Source organism: Rheinheimera mangrovi, assembly GCF_003990335.1.
In the GTDB taxonomy this organism is placed as follows: Bacteria; Pseudomonadota; Gammaproteobacteria; order Enterobacterales; family Alteromonadaceae; genus Pararheinheimera; species Pararheinheimera mangrovi.
In genome coordinates, this window is record NZ_CP034683.1 from 1016329 (window position 1) to 1039821 (window position 23493).

At 46.6% G+C, this 23493-nt stretch carries 18 protein-coding genes; 14 read left to right on the forward strand and 4 right to left on the reverse strand.

The genetic code is table 11. The annotated features are described in order from the left end of the window. The first annotated feature begins 36 nt into the window (after positions 1 to 36). Positions 37 to 678, forward strand: coding sequence for a cytochrome b/b6 domain-containing protein (locus tag EK374_RS04715; protein ID WP_127020593.1), 642 nt, complete (start codon positions 37 to 39; stop codon positions 676 to 678). Positions 679 to 782: 104 nt separating this feature from the next. Here EK374_RS04715 and EK374_RS04720 read toward each other — a convergent pair whose 3' ends face one another. Further along, positions 783 to 1235 (reverse strand): c-type cytochrome, encoded by a 453-nt coding sequence (locus EK374_RS04720; RefSeq protein WP_127020595.1) that lies wholly within the window; start codon positions 1233 to 1235, stop codon positions 783 to 785. Between the two features lie 107 nt (positions 1236 to 1342). On the opposite strand from EK374_RS04720, the gene EK374_RS04725 reads away from it, so the two are divergent. The 4 genes from EK374_RS04725 (at position 1343) to EK374_RS04740 (ending at position 10531) form a co-directional block, all read left to right on the forward strand. Next, positions 1343 to 4336: an EAL domain-containing protein gene (locus tag EK374_RS04725; RefSeq protein WP_127020598.1), complete on the forward strand. Its 2994-nt coding sequence runs from the start codon at positions 1343 to 1345 to the stop codon at positions 4334 to 4336. 86 nt (positions 4337 to 4422) lie between these two features. Beyond that, entirely contained in the window at positions 4423 to 7506 is a 3084-nt protein-coding gene (locus EK374_RS04730) for an amidohydrolase family protein (RefSeq protein ID WP_127020600.1), read from the forward strand. 11 nt (positions 7507 to 7517) lie between these two features. Beyond that, positions 7518 to 8816 carry an amidohydrolase family protein gene (locus EK374_RS04735; protein ID WP_127020602.1) on the forward strand — a complete coding sequence of 433 codons (1299 nt, stop codon included), beginning with the start codon at positions 7518 to 7520 and terminating at the stop codon, positions 8814 to 8816. Positions 8817 to 8857: 41 nt separating this feature from the next. Then, positions 8858 to 10531 (forward strand): M28 family metallopeptidase, encoded by a 1674-nt coding sequence (locus EK374_RS04740; RefSeq protein WP_127020604.1) that lies wholly within the window; start codon positions 8858 to 8860, stop codon positions 10529 to 10531. Positions 10532 to 10570: 39 nt separating this feature from the next. Here the strand turns inward: EK374_RS04740 and EK374_RS04745 are convergent, their stop codons facing one another. Both EK374_RS04745 and EK374_RS04750 read right to left on the reverse strand, forming a co-directional pair. Beyond that, on the reverse strand, positions 10571 to 11368 hold the full coding sequence (locus tag EK374_RS04745) for a response regulator (protein WP_127020606.1): 798 nt from the start codon (positions 11366 to 11368) through the stop codon (positions 10571 to 10573). 39 nt (positions 11369 to 11407) lie between these two features. Further along, on the reverse strand, positions 11408 to 11866 hold the full coding sequence (locus tag EK374_RS04750) for a translation initiation factor (RefSeq protein ID WP_407691853.1): 459 nt from the start codon (positions 11864 to 11866) through the stop codon (positions 11408 to 11410). 150 nt (positions 11867 to 12016) lie between these two features. Here EK374_RS04750 and EK374_RS04755 point away from each other — a divergent pair, with 150 nt between their 5' ends. The 3 genes from EK374_RS04755 (at position 12017) to EK374_RS04765 (ending at position 14846) form a co-directional block, all read left to right on the forward strand. Beyond that, entirely contained in the window at positions 12017 to 12706 is a 690-nt protein-coding gene (locus tag EK374_RS04755) for a GAF domain-containing protein (RefSeq protein ID WP_127020608.1), read from the forward strand. A 52-nt stretch (positions 12707 to 12758) separates the two neighbouring features. Continuing rightward, positions 12759 to 13952: an amino acid aminotransferase gene (locus EK374_RS04760; protein ID WP_127020610.1), complete on the forward strand. Its 1194-nt coding sequence runs from the start codon at positions 12759 to 12761 to the stop codon at positions 13950 to 13952. A 150-nt stretch (positions 13953 to 14102) separates the two neighbouring features. Beyond that, positions 14103 to 14846, forward strand: coding sequence for a substrate-binding periplasmic protein (locus tag EK374_RS04765; RefSeq protein WP_233280334.1), 744 nt, complete (start codon positions 14103 to 14105; stop codon positions 14844 to 14846). Here EK374_RS04765 and fldB read toward each other — a convergent pair. After that, on the reverse strand, positions 14843 to 15379 hold the full coding sequence (fldB, locus tag EK374_RS04770) for a flavodoxin FldB (RefSeq protein ID WP_127020612.1): 537 nt from the start codon (positions 15377 to 15379) through the stop codon (positions 14843 to 14845). The two genes, EK374_RS04765 and fldB, sit on opposite strands and share 4 nt — an antisense overlap. Positions 15380 to 15472: 93 nt before the next feature. Here fldB and xerD point away from each other — a divergent pair, with 93 nt between their 5' ends. The 6 genes from xerD (at position 15473) to EK374_RS04800 (ending at position 23472) form a co-directional block, all read left to right on the forward strand. Continuing rightward, positions 15473 to 16378: a site-specific tyrosine recombinase XerD gene (gene xerD, locus EK374_RS04775; protein ID WP_127020614.1), complete on the forward strand. Its 906-nt coding sequence runs from the start codon at positions 15473 to 15475 to the stop codon at positions 16376 to 16378. A 20-nt stretch (positions 16379 to 16398) separates the two neighbouring features. Continuing rightward, positions 16399 to 17106: a bifunctional protein-disulfide isomerase/oxidoreductase DsbC gene (dsbC, locus tag EK374_RS04780; RefSeq protein WP_127020616.1), complete on the forward strand. Its 708-nt coding sequence runs from the start codon at positions 16399 to 16401 to the stop codon at positions 17104 to 17106. Between the two features lie 12 nt (positions 17107 to 17118). Continuing rightward, positions 17119 to 18849 carry a single-stranded-DNA-specific exonuclease RecJ gene (gene recJ, locus EK374_RS04785; protein WP_206099288.1) on the forward strand — a complete coding sequence of 577 codons (1731 nt, stop codon included), beginning with the start codon at positions 17119 to 17121 and terminating at the stop codon, positions 18847 to 18849. A gap of 139 nt (positions 18850 to 18988) precedes the next feature. After that, positions 18989 to 20087, forward strand: a protein-coding gene (gene prfB / locus EK374_RS04790; protein WP_164731818.1) for a peptide chain release factor 2 whose coding sequence is annotated in 2 segments (ribosomal slippage) — positions 18989 to 19063 and positions 19065 to 20087 — 1098 coding nt in all. Because the reading frame shifts where the segments join, the coding sequence is not laid out codon by codon here. A 25-nt stretch (positions 20088 to 20112) separates the two neighbouring features. Further along, complete coding sequence (gene lysS, locus EK374_RS04795; protein WP_127020620.1) at positions 20113 to 21639, forward strand: lysine--tRNA ligase; 1527 nt, start codon at positions 20113 to 20115, stop codon at positions 21637 to 21639. Between the two features lie 195 nt (positions 21640 to 21834). Then, complete coding sequence (locus EK374_RS04800; protein WP_127020622.1) at positions 21835 to 23472, forward strand: CTP synthase; 1638 nt, start codon at positions 21835 to 21837, stop codon at positions 23470 to 23472. The last annotated feature ends 21 nt before the right edge of the window (positions 23473 to 23493 follow it).

Consider the following 23493-nt stretch of genomic DNA (forward strand, 5'->3'; position numbering starts at 1 on the left):
AATCAATAACTTATCATAATAGAGGACGATGAAAAGATGAAAGTGATTCAGTTATGGGATAAAGCCATTCGTATTTACCACTGGAGTCAACTGCTGTTGCTGGCCGGTTTGTGGTTTACCGCTGAGCAAGGGTATTTGGTTGTACATCAGGTTTTGGCGTATTCGTTAGCTGCACTTTTAATCAGCCGTCTTGTTTGGGGTTTTGTTGGCAGTGATACCGCGCGTTTTAGTCATTTTCTACAAAGTCCGGCTCAGCTGGTGCAGATGTGGAATAAAGCTAAAAATGGCATAGGACACAGAGGCTTATCCGGCTATATGAGCCTGGCTTTGATGACGCTGATTTTATTACAGTTTATCTCAGGATTAATGACTACAGATGATGTGATGACCGAAGGCCCGCTGTATAGCTCGGTATCCTCTGACTGGTCTTCTTTTGCATCCTGGTTTCATCATAATAATTTTAATCTGTTGCTGGCGCTGATTGCAGTGCACATAGGCGCAGCGCTAATTCATGGTTTGAAAAAAGATGGTGTTTTGGGAGCTATGATGCATGGCAAGTTACAAAGCGAAGCAGAGCAACCCGCAGTGAAATCAACATTTTGGTATCTGTTGTTGGTGCTGATTTTCGCCGCGATTTTTGCACTCTGGCAAGCTATGGCTTTGTATCAGCAGTGGTGATTTGTAGGGGCGGGTCTTGTACCCGCCCGTCTAAAACTACAATCCAATCTCAGATAGGGTTTATCCCCACCCGTATCCTGCGGTTTCTGTGATAAGGATAGATATCAGTCGGCTTTGTATTGGTCGTGACAAGCTTTGCAATTTTTGGCGAAATTACCAAAAGCAGGTTTAATAGTTGCCTGATCGCCCGATTTTGCCGCTGTTTGCAAAGCTAAAGCATCAGCCTGAAATTGCTCCGCTTTTTGTTTAAAGTCTTTCAGATCTTTCCAAATTTCAGCTTTGGCCTCACTTTTTACTTTATCAGCACCTGGCACTTCAAAAGCTTCCCATGGCAAGGTGGTCAGTGTAGCCAGAGCGTCTGCCCGCTTTTCTGCACGTTTCGCGTCAAAAGGTACTTTTCCACGCATCATGTCACCCAAATCAACGAAATTGTGGCGGATTAATTGGAAGCTATGTTGGCGGTAAGTCACAGAGTCTTCGGCGTCGGTAAAGGCGCTGCCAGCCAGAGCTGCGGCAGAAGACAAACCCAAAGATAGCAAGATAAACAGATTTTTCATTAGCTTAATTCTCATTTGTTTGATTTTGATGCAATAATGCTTTGATGCTTTTGTATGTCACAGTAGCATTACAACTGAACCCCATCGCTGTCAACTCAGGAAATCATGTGAAGGAAGTTAATTTTCACAAACCTACAGGTATGAATTCCCTTAGCATCAGGTTTGCGCTGCTGGTTTTTATGCTGACTGTAGTCGCCAGCGCTGCCATCGCCTATGCGGTGCTAATGCTGCAACAAAATGTATTGATTGAACAGGAAAAACAACAATTAAAACGGCAATCTGAAAAATATGCCCGAGAGCTGGATGCAGGATTTTTAACCCGTGAAAAAAAGGCCATTAGTGCCAATAATATTGTGGTGCGTTATTTAACTAAAGCCACAGTTGCTGCTGCGCCCTCGCCTGCGATGCAAGCCGATGGTAGTGTACGTAGTCAGGATGATTTATCCGCAGCCTTTATCCCACATGCAAAATTAGATGCTCAGCAAGCGGCCTGGTTAGTTCAAACTGAAGAGTTGTGGCAGCAGTTAGCCCCTTTGATGCTGGAAGAATTTTTTAATTTTTATTTTATTTCCAAACAAGGCCTGATTCGGATAGCGCCTGCAGATTGGGCGCTGGAAGTGCCGGTCACCCATGATTTCACCCAAGATATCTTTTTTGATATTGCCACTCCTGAACAAAACCCCAGCCGTTTGCCTCGCTGGACACCGATTTATTACGACCCAATCTGGCAAAAATGGATGACCAGTCTGGTGATCCCTGTGTACGTGGGGGACGAGTTTTTGGGCATTACGGCCAGCGATTACATTCTCGATGAATTGTTTCTCGATTTGGCTAGTATTGAACAATCCTCTGATGGTTTGCGCAGTATGTTGTTTGACCCCCAAGGTAACTTACTGCTGGATGGCAAAAAACCTGTGCAGTTGCAAAATACCGAAGAGCAAAACTTTGATGCGCGCTACAGCTCAGTGACACCCAGGAAGCCTGAATTGGCTGCTTTTATTCAGCAGGTGGCAACAAAGCCGGGGGATCCGGATGCACTGCAAGCTGATTTGGCAAACTACCTGGTGTCAGCAGCCAAAGTTCAGCGCCTGGATTGGTATCTGACCTTGTATCAGGATAAACAGGAGGTGATGAGTGGTCTGGAGGATTTTCGTGACAATGTGATGTTGATATTCTTCGCTGTTGCCGCTGTGGTTGCGTTGTCACTGCAGTTTTTTATTTACCTGTTTATTTTAAAACGATTAACCCGTTTATCTTCAGCCGTACAACGTATTAGTCGTGGCGATTTACAGCAAATAGCTTTGGATCAAAACGATGATGAAATAGGCATGCTCAACAGAGCTTTTAATGGCATGGCAGAGGAAATTCATCAACTGATTTCGGGGTTAAATACCCGGATTGTTGAAAAAGAAGAAGCCGAACGAGCCACCCGTAAACTGACCAAAGCTGTCGCCTTTTCCAGCTCTGGTATTTTGCTGACCGATAAAGAGCTGCACATTGAATATCTGAATCCTTTTATGCTGGAGCTGATGGGTTGTACTGCTGAGCATATGATGCAAAAGCCCTTGTCTTCATTGTTTGCTGCCGAGATGTTTTTTGTTGGCGAAGAAATATCTCAGACCCTGAAAGAGCGCCACCATTGGCGTGGTGATATGTTATTGCAACATGTGCTGCGTAAGCTGTGGGTATCATTGGCCATTGCACCCATCCGCGATGAAAAGGGCGAGATAAGCAATTACGTATGTGCTATGCAGGACATTTCTTTTATTAAAGAAAGTCAGCGAAAAATGGAACAGCTGGCTTATTACGATATGTTAACCGGCCTTGCCAACCGCAGTTATTTCCGTGACCAGTTGCGTAAAGCCATTGCGATGTCGTCGCGTGGTTATTATCACTTTGCTTTGTTGTATTTTGATTTGGATGAGTTTAAGCGGATTAACGATACGCTGGGCCATGATGCAGGTGACGAATTACTCAAGGAAGTGGCCAGACGGCTCATCAGCCGGCTGCGGGAAGAAGACACTATTGCCCGTTTAGGCGGTGACGAGTTTGCAGTCATTTTAAGTGGCATTAAAGACAGGGCACATGCCGCTTTGATTGCGGAAAACCTGCAACAGAGTTTTGCAGCTCCGGTCAAACTGACAGGCCAGGAAGTAGCGATCAGCGCCAGTATTGGCATCACCATAGCGCCTGAAGATGCGGCTGATGAAGAACTGCTGCTCAAACATGCAGACCTGGCGATGTACGAAGCCAAGGCCCGGGGCCGCAACACCTATCACTTCTTCAGCCAGGACTTAAACGAAGCGGCCAAAGAGAAATTACAAATTGAAAACCAGCTGCGCGAAGCCATACGTGAGCATCAGTTTGTGTTGTATTACCAGCCCAAAATAGATATCCGCACTAATGTGGTGATAGGGTACGAAGCTTTGTTACGTTGGATCCGGCCTGATGGCTCAATGATCCCGCCTCTGCGTTTTATTCCTGTGGCTGAAAGCACAGGATTGATTGTCGAAATTGGCGAATGGATCATTTGGGAAGCCTGTCGGTTTATCAGTCGCCAGCAGTCCAAGGGACACGATGTAACTATTTCTATTAACCTGTCGGCGCGGCAATTTACCGATCAAAACCTGACCGAAATAGTGGAGAGAGTGCTGCAACGTACTGGTGCTCAACCAGATAAACTTATTTTCGAAATTACCGAGTCGATGTTAATGGGTGACACTGATGCGGCTATTGCCCAGTTAAATGAGTTAAAAGGACTGGGGGTGACTTTATCTATTGACGACTTTGGTACAGGCTATTCGTCGCTGAGTTATTTAAAGCGATTCCCGGTAGACGAGCTGAAAATTGATCGTTCTTTTGTCAAAGATATTCCGAATGACACCAACGACATGGACATAGTGGCGGCCATTATTGCGATGGCGCAAAAGATGAACTTGCGTGTGGTGGCTGAAGGGGTGGAAAGCATAGAACAGGTTGAATTCTTAAAAAACAATGCTTGCTACCTGGTACAAGGTTATTACTTCAGCATGCCAAGGGCAGAGCAGGACTTATATAACCTGAGTTATCAACCATTACTAATAGGGGCTGCATCACTGTAACCTGCCGTTGGAACTAAGCCCGCTTGCTGCATGCTTTTTCTCACACAGTTAACAGGGCAAAACCCCAATAAAACCAGGAAACATCCATGATCAAACTAAGACTGTCCTTGTGCAGTACGGCAATGCTTTGCGCGCTATTGCCTGCAGCTTCGGCGGATCAAACCACGCCGGTACAAGGCATACGCGATAAATCTCCCCAGTTATTCGCTTTGACCAACGCCACTGTTATCACTGAGCCAGGTAAACGTCTGGATAACGCCACTGTACTGATTAGCAACGGCAAAATCAGCAAAATACAAAATAAGGCCGATGTACCTGCTGGCTATCAGACCATAGATGCCAGCGGCTATTTTATTTATCCGGGCTTTATCGATTTATACAGCCAGTATGGTCTGCCCAAAACAGAAAAAGATGCGAAAGCGGGTTTTGGCCGCAAGCCAAATTACAGCAATGATCGTAAAGGTGGCAACGCCAGCAACGCCGCTATTCATGCCCGCCAACAGTGGGTGAATGAATTTAAACCTAACGCTGAACAAGCTAAAAGCTATCAGCAGCAGGGTTTTACCACAGTACAATCTGCCCGTTTCGACGGCATTTTCCGTGGTCAGGCATTTGTTGCGTCCTTAGTGCCTGGCTTACCAAACGAAGCTGTGATGCGCGCTCAGGCCAATCAGTTTATGGCTTTTAGTAAAGGCACTTCAGTGCAAAGTTATCCATCGTCCTTGATGGGTAGCATAGCCCTTATTCGCCAGACCTTAGCGGATGCCAACTGGTACAGTCAGGCTTATGGCAAAGGCAATTGGCGTTTTTACAATCAGGCCATTGAGTTTAATGCCGACTTAGCGGCCTTAAGCCAGTTAAAAACTCAGGGTGTGGTATTTGAAGCGACAGACGATCAGGCCTTGTTACGGGCTGATAGCCTATTAAAAGAATTTGGTCTGGATAAAGCAACGCTGGTGGCATCGGGTTATGAATACAGCCGTATAGATCAAGTCAAAGCCACAGGCCGTCCGTTAATTTTACCTCTGGCTTTCCCGGCGGCTCCAGCAGTACAACAGTTGAACGATCAACTGGATGTTGAGCTGGCTCAATTACGCCACTGGGAAAGAGCGCCATCCAATGCTGCGGTATTGGAGCAGGCCAAAGTTCCTTTTGCATTAACCATGCATAAACTGGAAAAACCAGAACAATTCTGGCCTAACTTACGTAAAGCTGTGTCCTATGGCTTAAGCCAGCAAAAAGCTTTAGCTGCCTTAACCACTGAACCTGCCAAATGGCTGGGTATGGATAGCCAGATTGGTAAAATTGCTGTGGGCTATCAAGCTGATTTAGTGGTCAGTAAAGGTGATTTATTTGCTGACGGCGAAATAGTGGCGACCTGGGTTCGTGGCCAGCAACAGCAATTTAAAGCCATGGATTTACCACTTTTTGCCGGAACTTATCAGCTTGCTGTGAATGGCAGCAGCTTACCTTTGGAACTGACAGATAAAAAAGGCACAATTGAAGGTTCAGTGAAGCTGGGTGACAAAACCAGCAAGCTGAAGCATGTGGCTGTGCAAAAAAATCAGCTGCAGTTTGTCGTGGATTTAAAGGCTATGGGCCAGGGCTCGGGTGTTGCGCAATTTAGTGGCGAACTCAAAGGCAAAACTTTGCAAGGTAAGTTAGTCACAGCAGAGGGCAATACTGTTGCCATTAGCAGTTTGCAGCAGCCTTTGGTTGCAAAAGCCGACCAGAAAAAAGCCACAGAAAAACCTGTGTTGATGTCGAAACTCACTACGCCTAACCGGGCTTTTGGTGTGCTTGAAAAAGCCAAACAGCAAAATGTACATATTAAAAACGCCACGGTCTGGACTTCAGCTAAAGCTGGTAAGTTAGAAAATACCGACGTGTTGGTGAAAGATGGCAAGTTTGTCAAAATTGGCAAAAGCTTATCTACACCGTCAGGCTATGTTGCTATTGATGCCACTGGCATGCATTTAACGGCTGGTATTATCGATGAGCACTCGCATATCGCTATTGATCAGGGCGTCAACGAAGGCTCAGATGCTGTGACCTCCGAAGTGCGTATCGGTGATGTGCTGGATGCTGACGATATCAATATTTACCGTGGTTTAGCAGGTGGTACCACCACAGCTCAATTGTTACATGGCAGTGCCAATCCTATTGGTGGCCAGGCGCAAATTATCCAGCTGCGCTGGGGCGATAACTCCGATCAATTGAAATTTAAAGGCGCACCAGAAAGCATTAAGTTTGCTTTGGGTGAAAACGTCAAGCAATCCAACTGGGGTGAAGACTTTGTTACCCGCTACCCACAAACCCGTAGTGGTGTGGATACTATTATTCGCGATGCCTTCCAGGCCGCTAAAGAATACAAAGCTCAATTGGCTGAATATGAGGATCTATCCGGCTCAGAACAAAGCAAAACCGCTCCGCCACGACTGGATTATCGTTTAAAAGCTCTGGTTGAGATTTTAGATAAAGAACGTTTTATCCATGTGCACTCTTATGTTGCTTCTGAAATTCTGATGATTATCAAATTAGCAGACGAAATGGGCTTTAACATCACCACTTTCACGCACATTCTGGAAGGCTACAAAGTGGCTGACGAGATGAAAGCCCATGGTGCCAGTGCTTCAACTTTTGCTGACTGGTGGGCTTATAAAATGGAAGTGCAGGACGCCATTCCAACCAACGTATGTTTAATGCAACAACAAGGTGTATTGGTCAGCGTCAACTCAGACAGCCCGGATTTACAACGCCGTCTGAATCAGGAAGCTGCCAAAGCCGTGGTTTACTGTGGCATGGACGAACAACAAGCGTTAAATATGGTGACCATTAACCCGGCGAAACAGCTGAAAATTGATTCTAAAGTAGGTTCAGTTGAAGAAGGCAAACAAGCCGACTTCGTTTTATGGTCTGCTCATCCATTGTCTGTGTACGCCCGTGCCCAACAAACCTGGATTGAAGGTGCCCCTTATTATCAACTGACAAAAGACGAGCAATTGCAGCAACAGGTTGCCAGTGAAAAACAACAGCTGATCCAGAAGGTATTACAGTCTTCTGATGACGAAAAAGCAGGTTCAGGTGCGTCCTATAAAGCCAACAACCCGGTTTGGCACTGTGAAGATAACCATGATGTGTTATCCCTTGCTTTTGATCACCAGCATTAATGGAGTCATCAATGAAACATTCAAAACTTTTTTTACTGGTGACTGCGGCTCTGAGCTTAACAGCTCAGGCCAACGATATAGTGCCTGCACCAAAACAAAGCCAGGCCATATTGCTGCAGGATGCCACTGTGCATACAGTGACCAACGGCGTATTAAAAGACACTGACGTCTTACTGGTCGACGGTAAAATCAGTGCCATAGGTACAGATTTAGCTGTGCCTGCTGGTGCAGAGGTGGTGTCCTTGCAAGGTAAACAGCTGTATCCGGGCCTGGTTGCTTTAGCCAATCAGCTGGGGTTAACCGAAATTGAAGCGGTACGCTCAACGGACGATACCACTGAAGTCACTCAAACCAATCCGGATATCAAAGCTCAAGTGGCCTACAACGCCGATTCAGAAGTGGTCCCTACGATTCGTGCTAATGGCTTTAGTTACAGCCTGGTGTATCCAAATGGTTCTTTAATTATGGGGCAGTCGGCACTGATGCAACTGGATGCCTGGAACTGGCAAGACGCAACAGTGGTCGATTCAGTGGCTTTGCATCTCAAATGGCCCAGAGCTGATGTAATGCCAAACCCATGGCGTCCGCAAAAACCTGAAGATATTCGCAAAGCCAGTCAGAAAGCTTTGGCAGAACTGGAAGGTTACTTTAAAACCGCAAAAGCCTATGCCGACGCTGTCGACAAAGGTGTCAAACTGCCTGTGGACTCTCGCTGGCAGGCGATGATCCCTGTGTTTAAAGGGGAACTGCCGGTTTTTGTGCACGCCAATGATGAGCGTCAGATAGAACAGGCGATGAAATTTGCCCAGCAGTACGGTTTTTCTTTGACCATAGTTGGCGGACGTGATGCCTGGCGTATTGCGCCACAGCTTGCTGCAGCTAATGTGTCTGTGATTTATACCTCACCTTATGGCATTCCTGAACGTGCCGATGAAGCGACCAGCCAGTCGTTCCAGACGCCTGCACAACTGGCAAAAGCTGGTGTGAAGTTTGCGTTATCACTGGATGGCTACTGGGATACCCGTAACGTGGTCTTTGCTGCGGGACAAGCCATTAGCTACGGCTTAAGCCCGGAGCTGGCGTTACGTTCTGTTACACTTGATGCCGCCGCTATTGCTGGTGTAGCTGATAAAATCGGTAGCATCGAAGTGGGTAAAGCAGCCACTCTGGTTGTGTCTGATGGTGATATTTTTGATTACCTTGGGCACAAGGTTCGCTACATGTGGATTGATGGTCGTGCTGTGGATTTGAACAGTCGCCATAAGCAATTGCATGATAAATATCAGCAGCGTTACCAGGCTAAAAACTAAGTGATCAGGGGCGAAAGCCCCTGAATTTTTAAGGAAACATTATGAAACTGATGTCAATCAGTGCTTTATCCGCCATGCTGGTGCTGGCGGGCTGTCAAAGTACAACTACACCTTCTTCTGTGGCAGCTCAGCCAAGGGCGAGTGCCAAAGCCATTGAAGCTCATATGACGTTTTTAGGCGATGACAGTCTGGAAGGTCGTGATACCGGCAGTCGTGGTCATCAAATTGCTTCTAACTATATTGCTACTCAACTGGCAGCTTTAGGTTTAGAGCCGGCAGGTGAGCAGGGCTATTTCCAGTCAGTACCTATGCGCAAAGCGTTGCTGGTGCAAAGCAGCGCCAAAATGTCATTGACTAAAAATGGTAAAACTACAAATTTTGATTATCCAAAGCAGTTCTTCACTGGCCCTAGCATTTCACATGCCAAGGTCGATGTCACAGCGCCTTTGGTGTTTGTCGGTTATGGCCTGGTCTCCAAAGAGTTTAATCTGGACGACTACGCTAATCTGGATGTGAAAGGCAAAATAGTAGTGATGCTGAGCGGCCGCCCTAAATCTTTGCCTAGCGAAGAAGCTGCTCATATCCAAAGTTTAAAAGCGGAAAATGCGGCTGAACGTGGTGCTGTAGGTGTCATTACTCTGCATACGCCCTCAGAAGAAAAAGTACGTCCTTATGCCAATAGCTTGATGTATCTGACCAATCCACGTATGCGCTGGTTACATAAAGACGGCACAGCTGAAGGTGAGTTTGAGTCCTTAACTGGTTCTGCCTATCTGCACCCTGATGCAGCTAAGTTGTTATTTGCCGGAGCCAGTCGTTCTCTGGACGATATTTTTGCTGACTTAGCCGCAGAAAAAGTGCCAACAGGTTTTGCGTTGGAAGGCACTGTGAATTTAAAACGTGAGTCAACGACTGAAGATATCACTAGCCCGAACGTGGCTGCGGTGTTACCTGGTTCTGATCCAAAGCTTAAAGATGAATATGTGGTGGTAACGGCCCACTCGGATCACATTGGATTTTCCAACGATGTGCGCAGCAAAGATAAAATTAACAACGGTCTGATGGATAATGCCGCTGGTGTTAGCATTATGCTGGAAACTGCCCGTTTATTTACCCAGCAGGCAGAGCGGCCAAAACGTTCTATCTTATTTGTGGCCGTAACAGGTGAAGAAAAAGGCTTGTTGGGAGCAGACTATTTTGCGCATAACCCAACCCGTCCTATCGACAAGCTGGTGGCGAACGTCAATATTGATATGCCGGTATTGTTGTATCCTTTCGCTGACATAGTGGCATTTGGCGCCAATCACTCCAGTTTAGGTGCAACTGTGGATACAGCTGCAGCTGCTGTAGGTATTAGCCAAAGTCCGGATCCAATGCCGGAGCAAGCTATTTTTACCCGTTCAGATCACTACACTTTAGTGCAGCAAGGTGTGCCATCTGTATTTCTGATGACAGGCTTTACCTCTAAAGATCCTGCTCAAAAAGGTGGCGAAGTCTGGGGTAAGTTTTTTGCCAAGCATTACCACAAGCCGACTGATGACAAGGCGGGTTTAACGGCTGACTTTGGTGCTATTCGTTATGATGCTGGTGCGACTTTCGCCGACATTAACTTCGGTATTGCCACTGAAGTGGCGAATAATCCACAACGTCCAGTCTGGTTAAAAGACAGTTTCTTTGGCAAGATTTTTGGCAAAGACTATAACCAACAGAAGTAATCTAATGGGTCAGAGCTTGCGCTCTGACCCTTCTTCTCTCTAGTGTTCCATAATGCGGCTTAATAATGCCCGTACTGTTTCAGGTTCAAACGGCTTATCACATAAGGCATTGACACCAGATTGAGCAATATTGGCCAGATGTGATTCGTTGGCTTCACTGGTCACCATTAAGACCGGGATATGGCTTTGCTGGCTGTGTTCACGGATATACTGCGTCAGCTCCTGACCGTTCACTTCCGGCATATTAAAATCTGTCAGCACCAAATCAAACATATTGTTTTTCAAAAGCTCAATGGCTTGTTGCCCATCCTCTGCTTCAGTTAAATGCTGAATTCCCAGGTTCTGCAGTACACGTTTAATATGGTTACGGGCCAGACGGCTGTCGTCGACCACCAAGACCCGCACATCGTGCACATCAAATAAACTCAGTTCCAATTCGGCCGGACTGAGCAGATCTATGGCGGCATTTAAGGCTTTGCCCAACTGCACTGAATTAAAAGGTTTAGGTAAAATCGCTATTACGCCTGATTGCTTAAATTGCTCCAGCTGGGCTTTTTTTGTTTCTGAGGAAATCAGTACAAAAGGTACTTCTGCTAAATCTGAGTCGTTTTTCAGCTTGGCCAGCAGTTCCAGACTGGTGCCTTGTTCAAAATATAAACTGCTGATCACCAGATCGGCTTTATGCTGTTTGAGCTGCAGCATGGCTGTTGCAATGCTGTCGGCCGTACTGATCTGGGTTGCTCCTTCTGCGGCCAGTTGTCTGATAATAATTTTGCGTTGAACATCAGAAGGTTCAATCAGCAGAATAGATAAGTCAGAAGGGGAGAGTTGTTGCATCAGACGCTCGCTTGATCCATCTGGGTATAAAGGGGCGGGTTAACCACCTGCCCATTTATGTTTGTAACCCAGTTTAGTTAACTCCTGCTGCACCAGTTCGCGTTGATCACCCTGAATTTCAATGACGCCGTCCTTGACCGAACCACCACAGCCACATTTTTTCTTTAATAAGGCTGCAATTTCTGCCAGTTTTTCGGCACTTTCAGCAAGGCCTGAAATAGTGATTACCGCTTTGCCATTACGGCCTTTAGTTTCACGTTTTAACCGGGCATGACCGTCGGTAAAACTTTGTGCCACAGCTTTTTGTGGTTTGGGTTTATCAATACGGCCTGAATCTGTACTGTAGACCAAATCATCCGCAGCTGCCGCTGTTGCTTCTTCAGCAGGTCGCCCCAATTGTTGTTGCCAGTCGGCTAACGAGATTTTTTTGCCACTCATAAAACAATCTGTGTAAGTCGTCAGAAAGCGCACGATAAACAACAAGATTAAAAACAGCAAGCCTTATACCTGCTATTCCCTGAGCTTATACTCTGTGATCTCAGGCTTTGCTGCAAAGAGCAGTGAAGTAAGGTGTATAAATAAAGGGCTAAAAAAGCCATTGGCAAATAAAAGGCTTCTGGTAAACTATCGTCAATTTTAGAAATCTGGATGGCTGAAGTGTCTATTAATTTATATCTGGAACAGTCAGGATTGTCTGTGTTATTGCAAGGGCAGGAAACAGCGATAGAACAAGCTGTGGCTGCATTAAAAAACCAACTTGCCGCAGTCGTTGCGCCTGCTGTGACCTGGTCTTATCAGGTGCCTGAATTAGGCGAAGGTGGAGCTTGTTCGCTGTTTGGCCAACTGGCCGATGAACCTTATGATCTGGCTGCCACTCTGGGCCAAAACGAAACAACAGCAGCTGCTTTAAGCCAGTTAACCGCCGTAGTGCAGAACTACCAACAAAGCAACGACAGTGACTGGTTTGGTATTTACCAAAAGCGTCAGAACCCAGAAGGCGAAACCGTACTGGTGAAGCTGGCCTATTTTGGTGCGGCTTCCCGTGCTGAATTTCCGTTAACAGCCGAATTTGCCCAAATCAGCAATAACAGCACCGTAGGTCTAACGGGTAAAGCCAAAGTGATTAACGATGTCACTGCTTATTTAACAGCAGGTGGCGAATATTACACCTGCGATCCCAAAGTATTATCCGAAGCTTGTCTACCTTTATTCAATAGCAAAGGTGAACTGGCAGGTATTATTGACGCTGAGGCATTTAAACGTCAGGCCTACCATACAGATGCTCTGGTTCGTTTAGTGGCTATCTGTCTTGTGCTGCCAGACTTACTGCCTGCATGATAAGATGAAACCGAATTGATTCTTTAACACCGCAAACTAACAGGTAAAAACTATGTTTTCGCACTTACAGCCGACCCCTATCGATCCAATTTTAGGTTTAATGGCCGCTTATAAAGAAGATCCAAATCCACTGAAAGTGGACCTTGGGGTGGGTGTCTATAAAGACGAGCAAGGCCATACGGCTGTGCTGGATTGTGTGAAAAAAGCCGAAGCGCTGCGTTTAAAAAACGAAGACAGTAAAACCTATATTGGTATGGCGGGTGATTTATCCTTTAACAGCCACATCGAAAAACTGGCTTTTGGTCAGCATAAAGTCTTGTTGTCTGGTCGTGTGACTACAGCTCATACCCCTGGTGGCACAGGTGCTTTGCGGGTTGCTGCTGAATTTATTAAAAAGGCCAATCCGGATGCCACAGTCTGGGTGACCAACCCAACCTGGGCTAACCATATTTCGTTATTTCAGGCCGCTGGTCTGAAAGTCAAAGAATACAGCTACTACGACTGGGATACCAAAGGCCTGAAATTTGATGCCATGCTGACTGAACTGGCGCAGGTTCCTGCTGGTGACGTAGTGCTGGTGCATGCCTGTTGCCATAACCCAAGTGGTATGGATTTAAACTTTGAGCAGTGGAAACAATTTGCCCATTTAGCCAAAGAAAAAGGCTTTACGCCGCTGGTCGATATGGCTTATCAGGGTTTTGGTCTGGGCCTGGAAGAAGATACGCAAGGTTTACGTTACCTGGCCGATCAAGTCGAAGAGATGCTGCTGTGCAGCTCCTGCTCGAAGAACTTTGGTTTATACCGCGAGCGTATAGGTGCAGTAAGTATTGTCACTGCTGACAGCAAAACCACTGATATAGCAAAATCTGTGTTGTTAAGCGTAGTGCGCAGTATTTATTCTATGCCGCCTGCCCATGGCGCTATTATCGTCAGTCATATTCTGGATAGCCAGGAATTAACGGCGTTGTGGCATCAGGAACTGGCTGTGATGCGTAATCGTATCAACGACTACCGTCAGCTGATCATCGATAAATTTACGGCTGAAGGCATCACACAGGATTTCAGCTTTATCACTAAACAACACGGTATGTTCTCTTTCCTTGGCATTAATAAAGAACAAATTGAACGCCTGCGTAAGGACTACAGCATCTATATGGTTGGCTCAAGCCGTGTCAGTATTTCTGGTTTAAACCACAGCAATATTGATTACTTCGCTAAAGCTATGGCGCAAGTGTTAAAAGGTTAAGTGCTCAGGCTTGACTGGAACAAGGGTGGCTTAGGCTGCCCTTTTTGATCTTCCAGCGAAAAAATCACCTGTTGCCAGAAGGGCTTTGCCTAACTAAGCTAGGATAAACAAAGTCTTGTACAAAAAGTATTACAGCAGTAGGGGGAAGTAGTGGCAAAAAGCTTATTAGCAGTTCTGTTGTATCTATCTTTCGCTACTGCTGCAAACACGGAGCCGCTTGCTTTTAGAGTAGTCACCGAATTATCACCACCTCACCAAACAATCAAAGATGGCAAAGTAGACGGCATTAGCACTCAGATTGTCATCGCAACACTTAAACAGGCTGGGCTTGATAGCCATATTGAAGTTTATCCCTGGGCTCGGTCCTATTATATTGCCACTTCAGTGCCTAATGTGCTGATCTACAACATAGCCAGAACACCGGAGCGGGAAAATGAGTTTCATTGGATTGGGCCCGTGGCAAATTACCGGTTGGGTTTGGTACGCTTAACAGACCGCACTGATTTAACTCCAAACCATATCAAAGATTTAGGCTCAGCCGTTATTGCAGTGCAACGAGGAGATTTTTCTTCTTTGTATCTGCAGCAACAGGGCCTGAGAATTGGTAAAGAACTGCTTTTATCTGCGGATATTCTGGAATCCTGGCGTTTGTTACTCAAAGGCAAAGTGGATTATGTGGTGGATGATGAAGCGGCAATAGCCTTGATGGAGAAACAGCTTCTGCAGCCGCAGGGCATAGCTCGTTTTGTGTTAGCCATACCGCAGTTGGAACAACAAACCTATCTGGCGGCCAGTAAAGGCACAGAACCTGAACTGGTTAAAAAACTGCAGCAGGCCCATCTTGAAGTACAAAAAACTCAGCTGTATCAGGATGTGATGACAGGCCGCTTTTAGAGGGCTATCAGCTCATTCATTAACTGCGTTAGCCAATCATTCAGCCGTTGGTCTGTTAAATCGTATTGATTTTCTTCGTCCAACGCTAAACCATAAAACCATTCACCGTCTTCAGTTGCCGCTTTAGAGGCGATAAAGTCGTAGCCTTCGGTGGGCCAGAAACCAATGCGCACACAGTCTTGGGGGGCTATGGCCTGATGCAGCATGCCTACTGCATCCTGAAACCACTCCGCGTAACCCAGCTGATCACCCATGCCGTAAATCGCGACAATTTTGCCGTTTAAATCAACGTCTTTGATGTCGTCCCAGTGTGCTTCCCAGTCTTCCTGCAGCTCACCAAAATCCCAGGTTGAAATACCTAAAATCAGCAAATCGTAGTCAGACATCAGCGTCAGAGGCTGATCTTTAATATTATGAAGTGTTACACTGCTGCCATCCGGCAAACTTGGGTCAGCACTTAAAAGTACCTGAATTTTTTCTGCCACTATTTCGGTATAGCAAGTGGTTGAACCGTAAAAAAGACCAATTTTCATCTGATATGACTCAGCATTTTGTGTGGCCGGCAGTGTAGCAGAAGCGTCTGAGCCAACAAAGTCAGACAAGGTAAATTAACCCGGGAGTACTAAGTGGCAGTAGTGTTGGCCATCTCAGAACAGCAACTGATTAAAGCCTTTTTAGATCAACTGTGGCTGGACAAAGGTGTCAGTGAACATACCCTAAGCGCTTATGGCACCGATCTGAGTAAATTTGCCTTGTTTTTGCAGCAGCAAGGCCAGCAACTGACAGCTGTGGATCAAATGCTGCTGAATAGTTATCTGGCGTACCGGGTTGATCAGGGCTTTAGTCCACGTAGTACCTCCAGGGCTTTGAGCAGCTTACGGCGCTTTTATCGTCACCTGCACAAAACCAAACAAATGAGTGAAAACCCTTTATCCGACGTATTTAATCCAAAAATTGGCCGCTCTTTGCCTAAAACTTTGTCAGAGCAGGATGTGGATTTATTGCTGTCTGCCCCAGATGTCAGTGATTTAATTCAGTTTCGCGACAAAGTGATGTTAGAAATTCTGTATGCAGCCGGTCTTCGGGTATCAGAGCTGGTAGGTTTAACCTTGCAGCAAATTAATTTGCGTCAGGGTTTGGTCAGGGTCACAGGCAAAGGCAAAAAAGAACGACTGGTGCCTTTGGGGGAAACCGCGGTGGAGTGGTTGGACAATTACCTGCGCCAGGGCCGCGGATTATTGCTCGGCGGTCAGAGTGATGTGGTATTTCCGAGTTCCAGAGGCCAGCAAATGACCCGACAAACTTTCTGGCACCGGATTAAGTTTTATGCCAAAGTGGCAGGCATTAGTGCAGAGCTGTCACCGCATACGGTACGACATGCTTTTGCCACCCATTTATTAAATCATGGTGCGGATTTACGGGTCGTACAGTTGTTATTAGGGCACAGCGATTTATCGACCACCCAAATTTATACCCATGTGGCGCAGGCGCGTCTGCAAAGTTTACATCAACAACATCATCCGCGTGGTTAACTTGCGGTGCAGGAATAAAGATGAAGAAGTTTAGTTATCTCGCTGTTATGGCAGCATTTTTAAGTACCGGATTGTCAGCTCAGGCTGTGTTGCCTGAAGTGAATCAAGCCTTTTCTGAAGTGGGTTTGAAAGTAAAAGCTGTGGCAGATTCTTCTGTGCCTGGCATGTTGCAAGTGCAAACTGACAAAGGTTTATTTTTTATGTCGGAAAATAAACAGTATTTGTTTGAAGGCAATATTTACGATTTAAAAAATAAAAAACTGGTCAATGAAGACATTCTGAAAGATATCCGTAAAGCAGGTGTAAAGGATTTTGATGACTCAGTGATTGAGTTTAAGGCCGCTGATGAAAAATACGTGATCCATGTATTTACTGACACCAGTTGTGGTTATTGCCGCAAGTTACATAACGAAATGGCGGATCTGAACAAGGCCGGTATTACGGTGCGTTACCTCGCTTTCCCACGTGGTGGCATTCAGTCAGCAACTTATGACGAATTACAGTCGATTTGGTGTGCTAAAGATACAAAACAGGCGCTGACCGATGCAAAAGGTGGCAAAGCGGTAAAACAAGCCAGTTGTCAAAACAAAGTGGCACAGCAGTTCGAGTTAGGCCAAAGCTTTGGTATTACTGGCACTCCTGCGCTGATCCTGCCTGATGGCCGTTTAATTCCTGGTTATCAACCCGCTGCAGCTTTGGTGGCCGTCCTGAGTCAAAATACGCCATAAGCAGGTTTTAGTGTGAGTATCACAAAAGAATTACAACGCCGGTCTGTGCCGGCTATATCGGCTGAATTGGCGCAGTACCATCCGGTGATCCAGCGTATTTATGCCAGCCGAGGTATTGAAAGTTCAGAGCAACTGGCTCGTGGCGCTGCTCAACTGCTGTCTTTTACCAGACTGAAAGGCATTTCTTCCGCTGTGACTTTGTTGATTGATGCTTTGCAGCAGCAACAACATATTGTCATAGTCGGCGATTTTGATGCAGATGGCGCCACCAGCACAGCCACTTTGCTGACCGGCTTAAAAAGCCTGGGTTTTAAGCATGTGGAGTATCTGGTGCCCAACCGTTTTGAATACGGTTATGGCTTGTCGGTTGAAATGGCGGAAATTGCAGTAGCTCAGGGCGCTCAACTAATAGTGACAGTAGACAACGGCATTTCAGCGATAGACGGCATAGCGCTGGCGAAAAAAATGGGCGTCAAAGTACTGGTCACAGACCACCATTTACCAGGCAATGAGCTGCCGGATGCTGACGCTATAGTCAATCCAAATCAGCCGGGTTGTGACTTTCCCAGTAAGCAGCTTGCTGGTGTGGGGGTGGCCTTTTATCTGTTGCTGGCGCTGCGTGCTGAACTTCGTACTCAAGGTTATTTTACTGAAACTCAACCCGAACCTAATTTGGCGGACCTGTTGGATCTGGTGGCTTTAGGCACAGTAGCTGACGTAGTGCCACTGGATACCAATAACAGAATTCTGGTGCATCAGGGCCTGCAACGTATTCGCAGTGGTAAGGCGAGACCCGGCGTTCAGGCGCTGATTGACGTGGCCAACCGTAAAGCGGAAAAGCTAACAGCCCAGGATTTTGGTTTTGCGTTAGCGCCACGTTTAAATGCGGCCGGTCGTTTAGATGATATGGGCCTTGGCATCAGCTGTTTATTAGCGCCTGATTTGCCCCGTGCCCGTATGTATGCTGCAGAACTTGATAGTTTAAACGTCGAGCGCCGTGAAATAGAGCAGGGCATGCAGCAGGAAGCTCAGGCTTATTTACAGCGTTTGTCTTTCGCTGCTGAAGAGTTGCCGGACGCTTTGTGTTTGTACCAGAGTGACTGGCATCAGGGCGTGATCGGGATTTTGGCTGGCCGGATTAAAGAGCAATACCACAGACCTGTACTGGTGTTTGCACAAGGCGATGCAGGCGAGCTTAAAGGTTCGGCCCGCTCTATTCCTGGTCTGCATATCCGCGATTTATTAGATGAAGTTTCTACTCAATACCCGGGCCTGATTAAAAAGTTTGGTGGCCATGCCATGGCGGCTGGTTTAACTATTGCCGAAGAGCGTTTTGAAACCTTTAAGCTGGCGTTGAACTTTGTTGCGAAAAAGTACCTGACGCCGGAGCTGTTGACCGCTGTGCTTTATACAGACGGTGATTTGAGCAGTGACTGTTTGTCTGTACCTTTTGCCCGGCTGCTACAACAAGCTGGCCCCTGGGGACAAGCCTTTCCTGAGCCGGTATTTGAAGGTGAATTTATTATCCGGCAACAACGTCTGCTGGCGGATAAACACCTGAAACTGATGCTGGAATCCAGTGAGGGTAATCTGGTTGATGCCATTTGGTTTAATGCCGACAACAAAGCCTGGCCTGATGCCAACGTCAAAAAAATCCGCGTGGCTTATCAGCTGGATATCAACGACTACAGAGATCAACAATCTGTGCAGTTGATTGTCCGGTTGATTGAAAAAATAGGGTAAGCCTGAAGATAAAGAGTGAACGCGGACTTTCGGGCTTAGGTCCGTCTTGACTCTTTCAACAGAAAATCGTCGGGATGGCTGCATGTCTGCAGAAAAATTGCTACAATCGCCACCAATTTTTTTCTAAGCGCCTTAAATCATGTTTGAAGTAAATCCGGTATACAACGCCATCAAAGACCTGACTGAACGCACCAACGTGCTTCGGGGGTATCTTTGACTACGACGCCAAAAAAGAAAAGCTAGAAGAAGTCAGCCGTGAGCTGGAAGATTCTGCCGTCTGGAATAACCCTGAGTATGCTCAGTCTTTAGGTAAGGAACGTTCAGCGCTGGAGCAGATTGTCGGCACGATCGACAAACTGGATCAGGGCCTGGAAGACGTGGCCGGTTTAATTGAACTGGCTATTGAAGCCGAAGACGAAGGTACTTTTATTGAGGCTCAGGACGAATTAGCCGGCCTGGAAGCTCAGCTGGCCAAGCTGGAATTCCGTCGTATGTTCTCTGGCAAAAGCGATCCGGCCGATTGTTACCTGGATATTCAATCCGGTTCTGGTGGTACTGAAGCTCAGGACTGGGCCAGCATGCTAATGCGGATGTATTTACGCTGGGGCGAAGCCAAAGGCTTTAAACCTGAACTGTACGAAGTGACAGACGGCGACGTGGCGGGTATTAAAGGTTGTACTATCAAATTTACCGGCGAATACGCTTACGGCTGGTTACGTACTGAAACGGGCGTGCACCGTTTAGTCCGCAAGAGTCCATTTGACTCAGGCAACCGCCGCCATACCTCTTTTGCCTCTGTGTTCGTATCGCCTGAAGTCGATGACGACATTGAAATCGAAATCAACCCGGCCGATTTACGGATAGATACTTACCGTGCATCCGGTGCCGGTGGTCAGCACGTCAACAGAACAGATTCTGCGGTGCGTATTACCCACTTACCGACCAATATAGTGGTGCAGTGTCAAAACGATCGCTCGCAGCACAAAAACCGTGACAATGCCTACAAGCAGTTACGCGCCAAGTTGTATGAGTTTGAATTGCAAAAGCAAAATGCAGAGAAACAAGCGCTGGAAGACACCAAGTCCGATATCGGCTGGGGTAGCCAGATCCGGTCGTACGTGCTGGATGATTCACGCATTAAAGATTTACGTACCGGCGTTGAAACCCGGAACACTCAGTCCGTACTGGACGGGGATTTAGATAAATTTATCGAAGCCAGTTTAAAAGCCGGTTTGTAATTTAGTTTATTATCAGGAACTTATCATGTCTGAACAAAATACGCCTATCGAAGAACATCAGGACGTCAATAAACTGATTGCAGAGCGTAAACATAAGCTGGCTGGCTTACGTGAGCAAGGCAACCCATTCCCGAATGATTTCCGCCGCGATGCGACTTCGGACCAGATCCTGGCTCAGTACGAGCAGTTCAGTAAAGAAGAGCTGGAAGAGAAAAAAATCCGTGTCACTGTAGCAGGCCGCATTATGCTGCGCCGTGTGATGGGTAAAGCCAGCTTCGCCACTATTCAGGACGTTGGCGGCAAAATTCAGCTGTATGTTGCGCTGAAAAGCCTGCCGGAAGGCGTGTATGAAGAAGGGTTTAAAAAGTGGGATTTAGGTGACATCATCGGTGGTAGCGGTGTGTTATTTAAAACTCAGACCGGTGAGCTGACCGTTTGGCTGGATGAAGTTCGTCTGCTGACGAAAGCCTTGCGCCCGTTGCCGGATAAATTCCACGGTTTAACCGATCAGGAAGCCTGTTACCGTCAACGTTATTTGGATCTGATCGTCAACGACCAGTCACGTAAAACCTTTTTAATCCGTTCAAAAACTGTGGCTTATATCCGTCAGTTTTTTAACAGCAAAGGCTTTTTAGAAGTAGAAACCCCAATGCTGCAAAGCATTCCAGGTGGTGCTTCAGCCCGCCCGTTCGAGACGCACCACAATGCGCTGGATATGCAAATGTTCCTGCGTATAGCTCCAGAGCTGTATTTAAAGCGTCTGGTTGTGGGTGGTTTTGAGAAAGTATTTGAGCTGAACCGTAACTTCCGTAACGAAGGCGTTTCAACCCGTCATAACCCAGAATTCACTATGCTGGAATTCTACTGGGCTTATGCTGATTACAACGACCTGATGGATATCACTGAAGAGTTATTCCGTGGTCTGGCACAGTCCGTGTTAGGCACCACTGAAGTGCAGTATCAGGGCAACGTATTTGACTTCGGCAAGCCTTTTGCCCGTATGTCAGTGACTGAATCTATTCTGCATTACAACCCGGACGTTAAACTGGAGCAGTTAACGACCCGTGAAGCGGTAGCTGAATTGGCTAAGTCTTTAGGCATTGAAGTCAAAGCCAACTATGGCCATGGCCGTATTCTGATGGAAGTTTTTGATGAACTGGTCGAAACCAAGTTACAACAACCTACTTTTATCACTGAATACCCGGCAGAGATTTCTCCGCTGGCCCGTCGTAATGACCATAATCCGGAAATCACTGACCGTTTTGAGTTCTTTATCGGTGGTCGTGAATTAGGCAATGGTTTTAGCGAGTTAAACGACGCTGAAGATCAGGCTGAACGTTTCCGTGAACAGGTTGCGCAAAAAGAAGCCGGCGATGACGAAGCCATGTACTACGACGAAGATTTTGTCACAGCATTGGAACATGGTTTACCGCCAACAGCTGGTCAGGGTATTGGTATTGACCGTTTAGTGATGTTACTGGCCGACGCGCCAAGCATCCGTGACGTCATTCTGTTCCCGCATATGCGTCATAGCGACAAGCAGGGTTCTTAAGTTTTGAATTTTAAAGGCAGCGTAAGCTGCCTTTTTCTTCTGCCCTTAAGCGAAAACAGCGCCTTTCGCTGTGCTTTACTGATTTATTATTTTTTTATCCTGCCTTTTGATTGAGCACCAAGCCGCCCTTTGTTATAATTTTCCCCCGTCCTAAGTTCGTAAATTCTTTATTGCCAATGGCGTCTCAGGGGTCTCATGACTACAAGATACATCTTCGTGACGGGTGGGGTTGTCTCATCCTTAGGTAAAGGCATTGCTGCTGCATCGTTAGCTGCTATTTTAGAAGCCCGTGGCCTGAAAGTGACCATCCTTAAACTGGATCCGTACATTAACCTGGATCCGGGCACCATGAGCCCAATTCAGCACGGTGAAGTGTACGTCACAGAAGACGGCGCAGAAACCGATCTCGATTTAGGTCACTATGAGCGGTTTATCCGCACCAAAATGACCAAACGTAATAACTTCACCCAAGGCCGTATTTATTCAGACGTATTACGTCGTGAACGTCGTGGCGATTATTTAGGTGCCACTATTCAGGTGATCCCTCATATCACCAACGAAATCAAAAGCCGCGTTGTGGCTGGTGCTGAAGGCTATGACATTGCCATCGTTGAAATCGGCGGTACTGTAGGTGATATCGAATCACTGCCATTTTTAGAAGCTATTCGTCAGTTGGGTACTGAAATTGGCCGAGAACGCGCCATGTTTATGCACCTGACCTTAGTGCCTTACCTGGGCACTGCCGGTGAAATCAAAACCAAGCCGACTCAGCATTCTGTTAAAGAACTGCGTTCTATAGGTATTCAGCCAGACATTCTGGTCTGTCGTTCTGATCGTGCTATTCCGTCCAATGAAAAAGCCAAAATTGCACTCTTCACCAATGTGGAAGAGCGCGCTGTAATTTCGTTAAAAGACGTGTCCAGCATCTACCAAATTCCTGCCTTGTTAAAATCACAAGGGCTGGATGATTTAGTGGTGCGTCGTTTCCATATGACCTGCCCTGAAGCTGACCTGACCGAGTGGGAACAGGTGCTGTATCAGGAGTCGAACCCGACAGGTGAAGTCACTATTGGTATGGTCGGCAAATATGTTGAACTGCCAGATGCCTATAAATCAGTAAACGAAGCGTTAAATCATGCCGGTTTAAAAAATCGTTTAACAGTGCATATCAAATATATCGACTCGCAGGACGTTGAAAGCAAAGGCACAGATGTTCTGGCCGGTGTGGATGCGATCCTGGTACCAGGTGGTTTTGGTGAACGTGGCGTGGAAGGCAAAATTATGGCTGCCCGTTATGCCCGTGAACACAAAGTGCCTTACCTGGGTATTTGTTTAGGTATGCAAGTGGCGCTGATTGAATATGCCCGCAATGTTGCTGGCATGAAAGATGCGCACTCAACCGAATTTAATAAAAACACGCCTTACCCTGTGGTGGGTCTCATCACAGAATGGCTGGATGCTGACGGTAATGTTGAACAGCGGACTGACAAGTCTGATATGGGCGGCACTATGCGTTTGGGCAGCCAAAACTGTAACCTCAAAGCCAATACCAAAGCCCGTGAGATCTATGGCAGTGACATCGTCAGCGAGCGTCATCGTCACAGATATGAAGTGAACAACAATTTTGTTGCTCAACTCGAAGAGGCTGGCTTAAAAATCTCTGGTTTGTCGGCGGACAACCAGTTGGTTGAAATGATTGAAATACCTACACACCCATGGTTTGTGGCGGGTCAGTTCCACCCGGAATTTAACTCTACACCACGTGACGGACATCCGTTATTCCAGGGCTTCGTGGCCGCCGCTTATAAATATCAGAAACAGCAACTCGTTTAATTTGATTAAAGCCGGGCCACA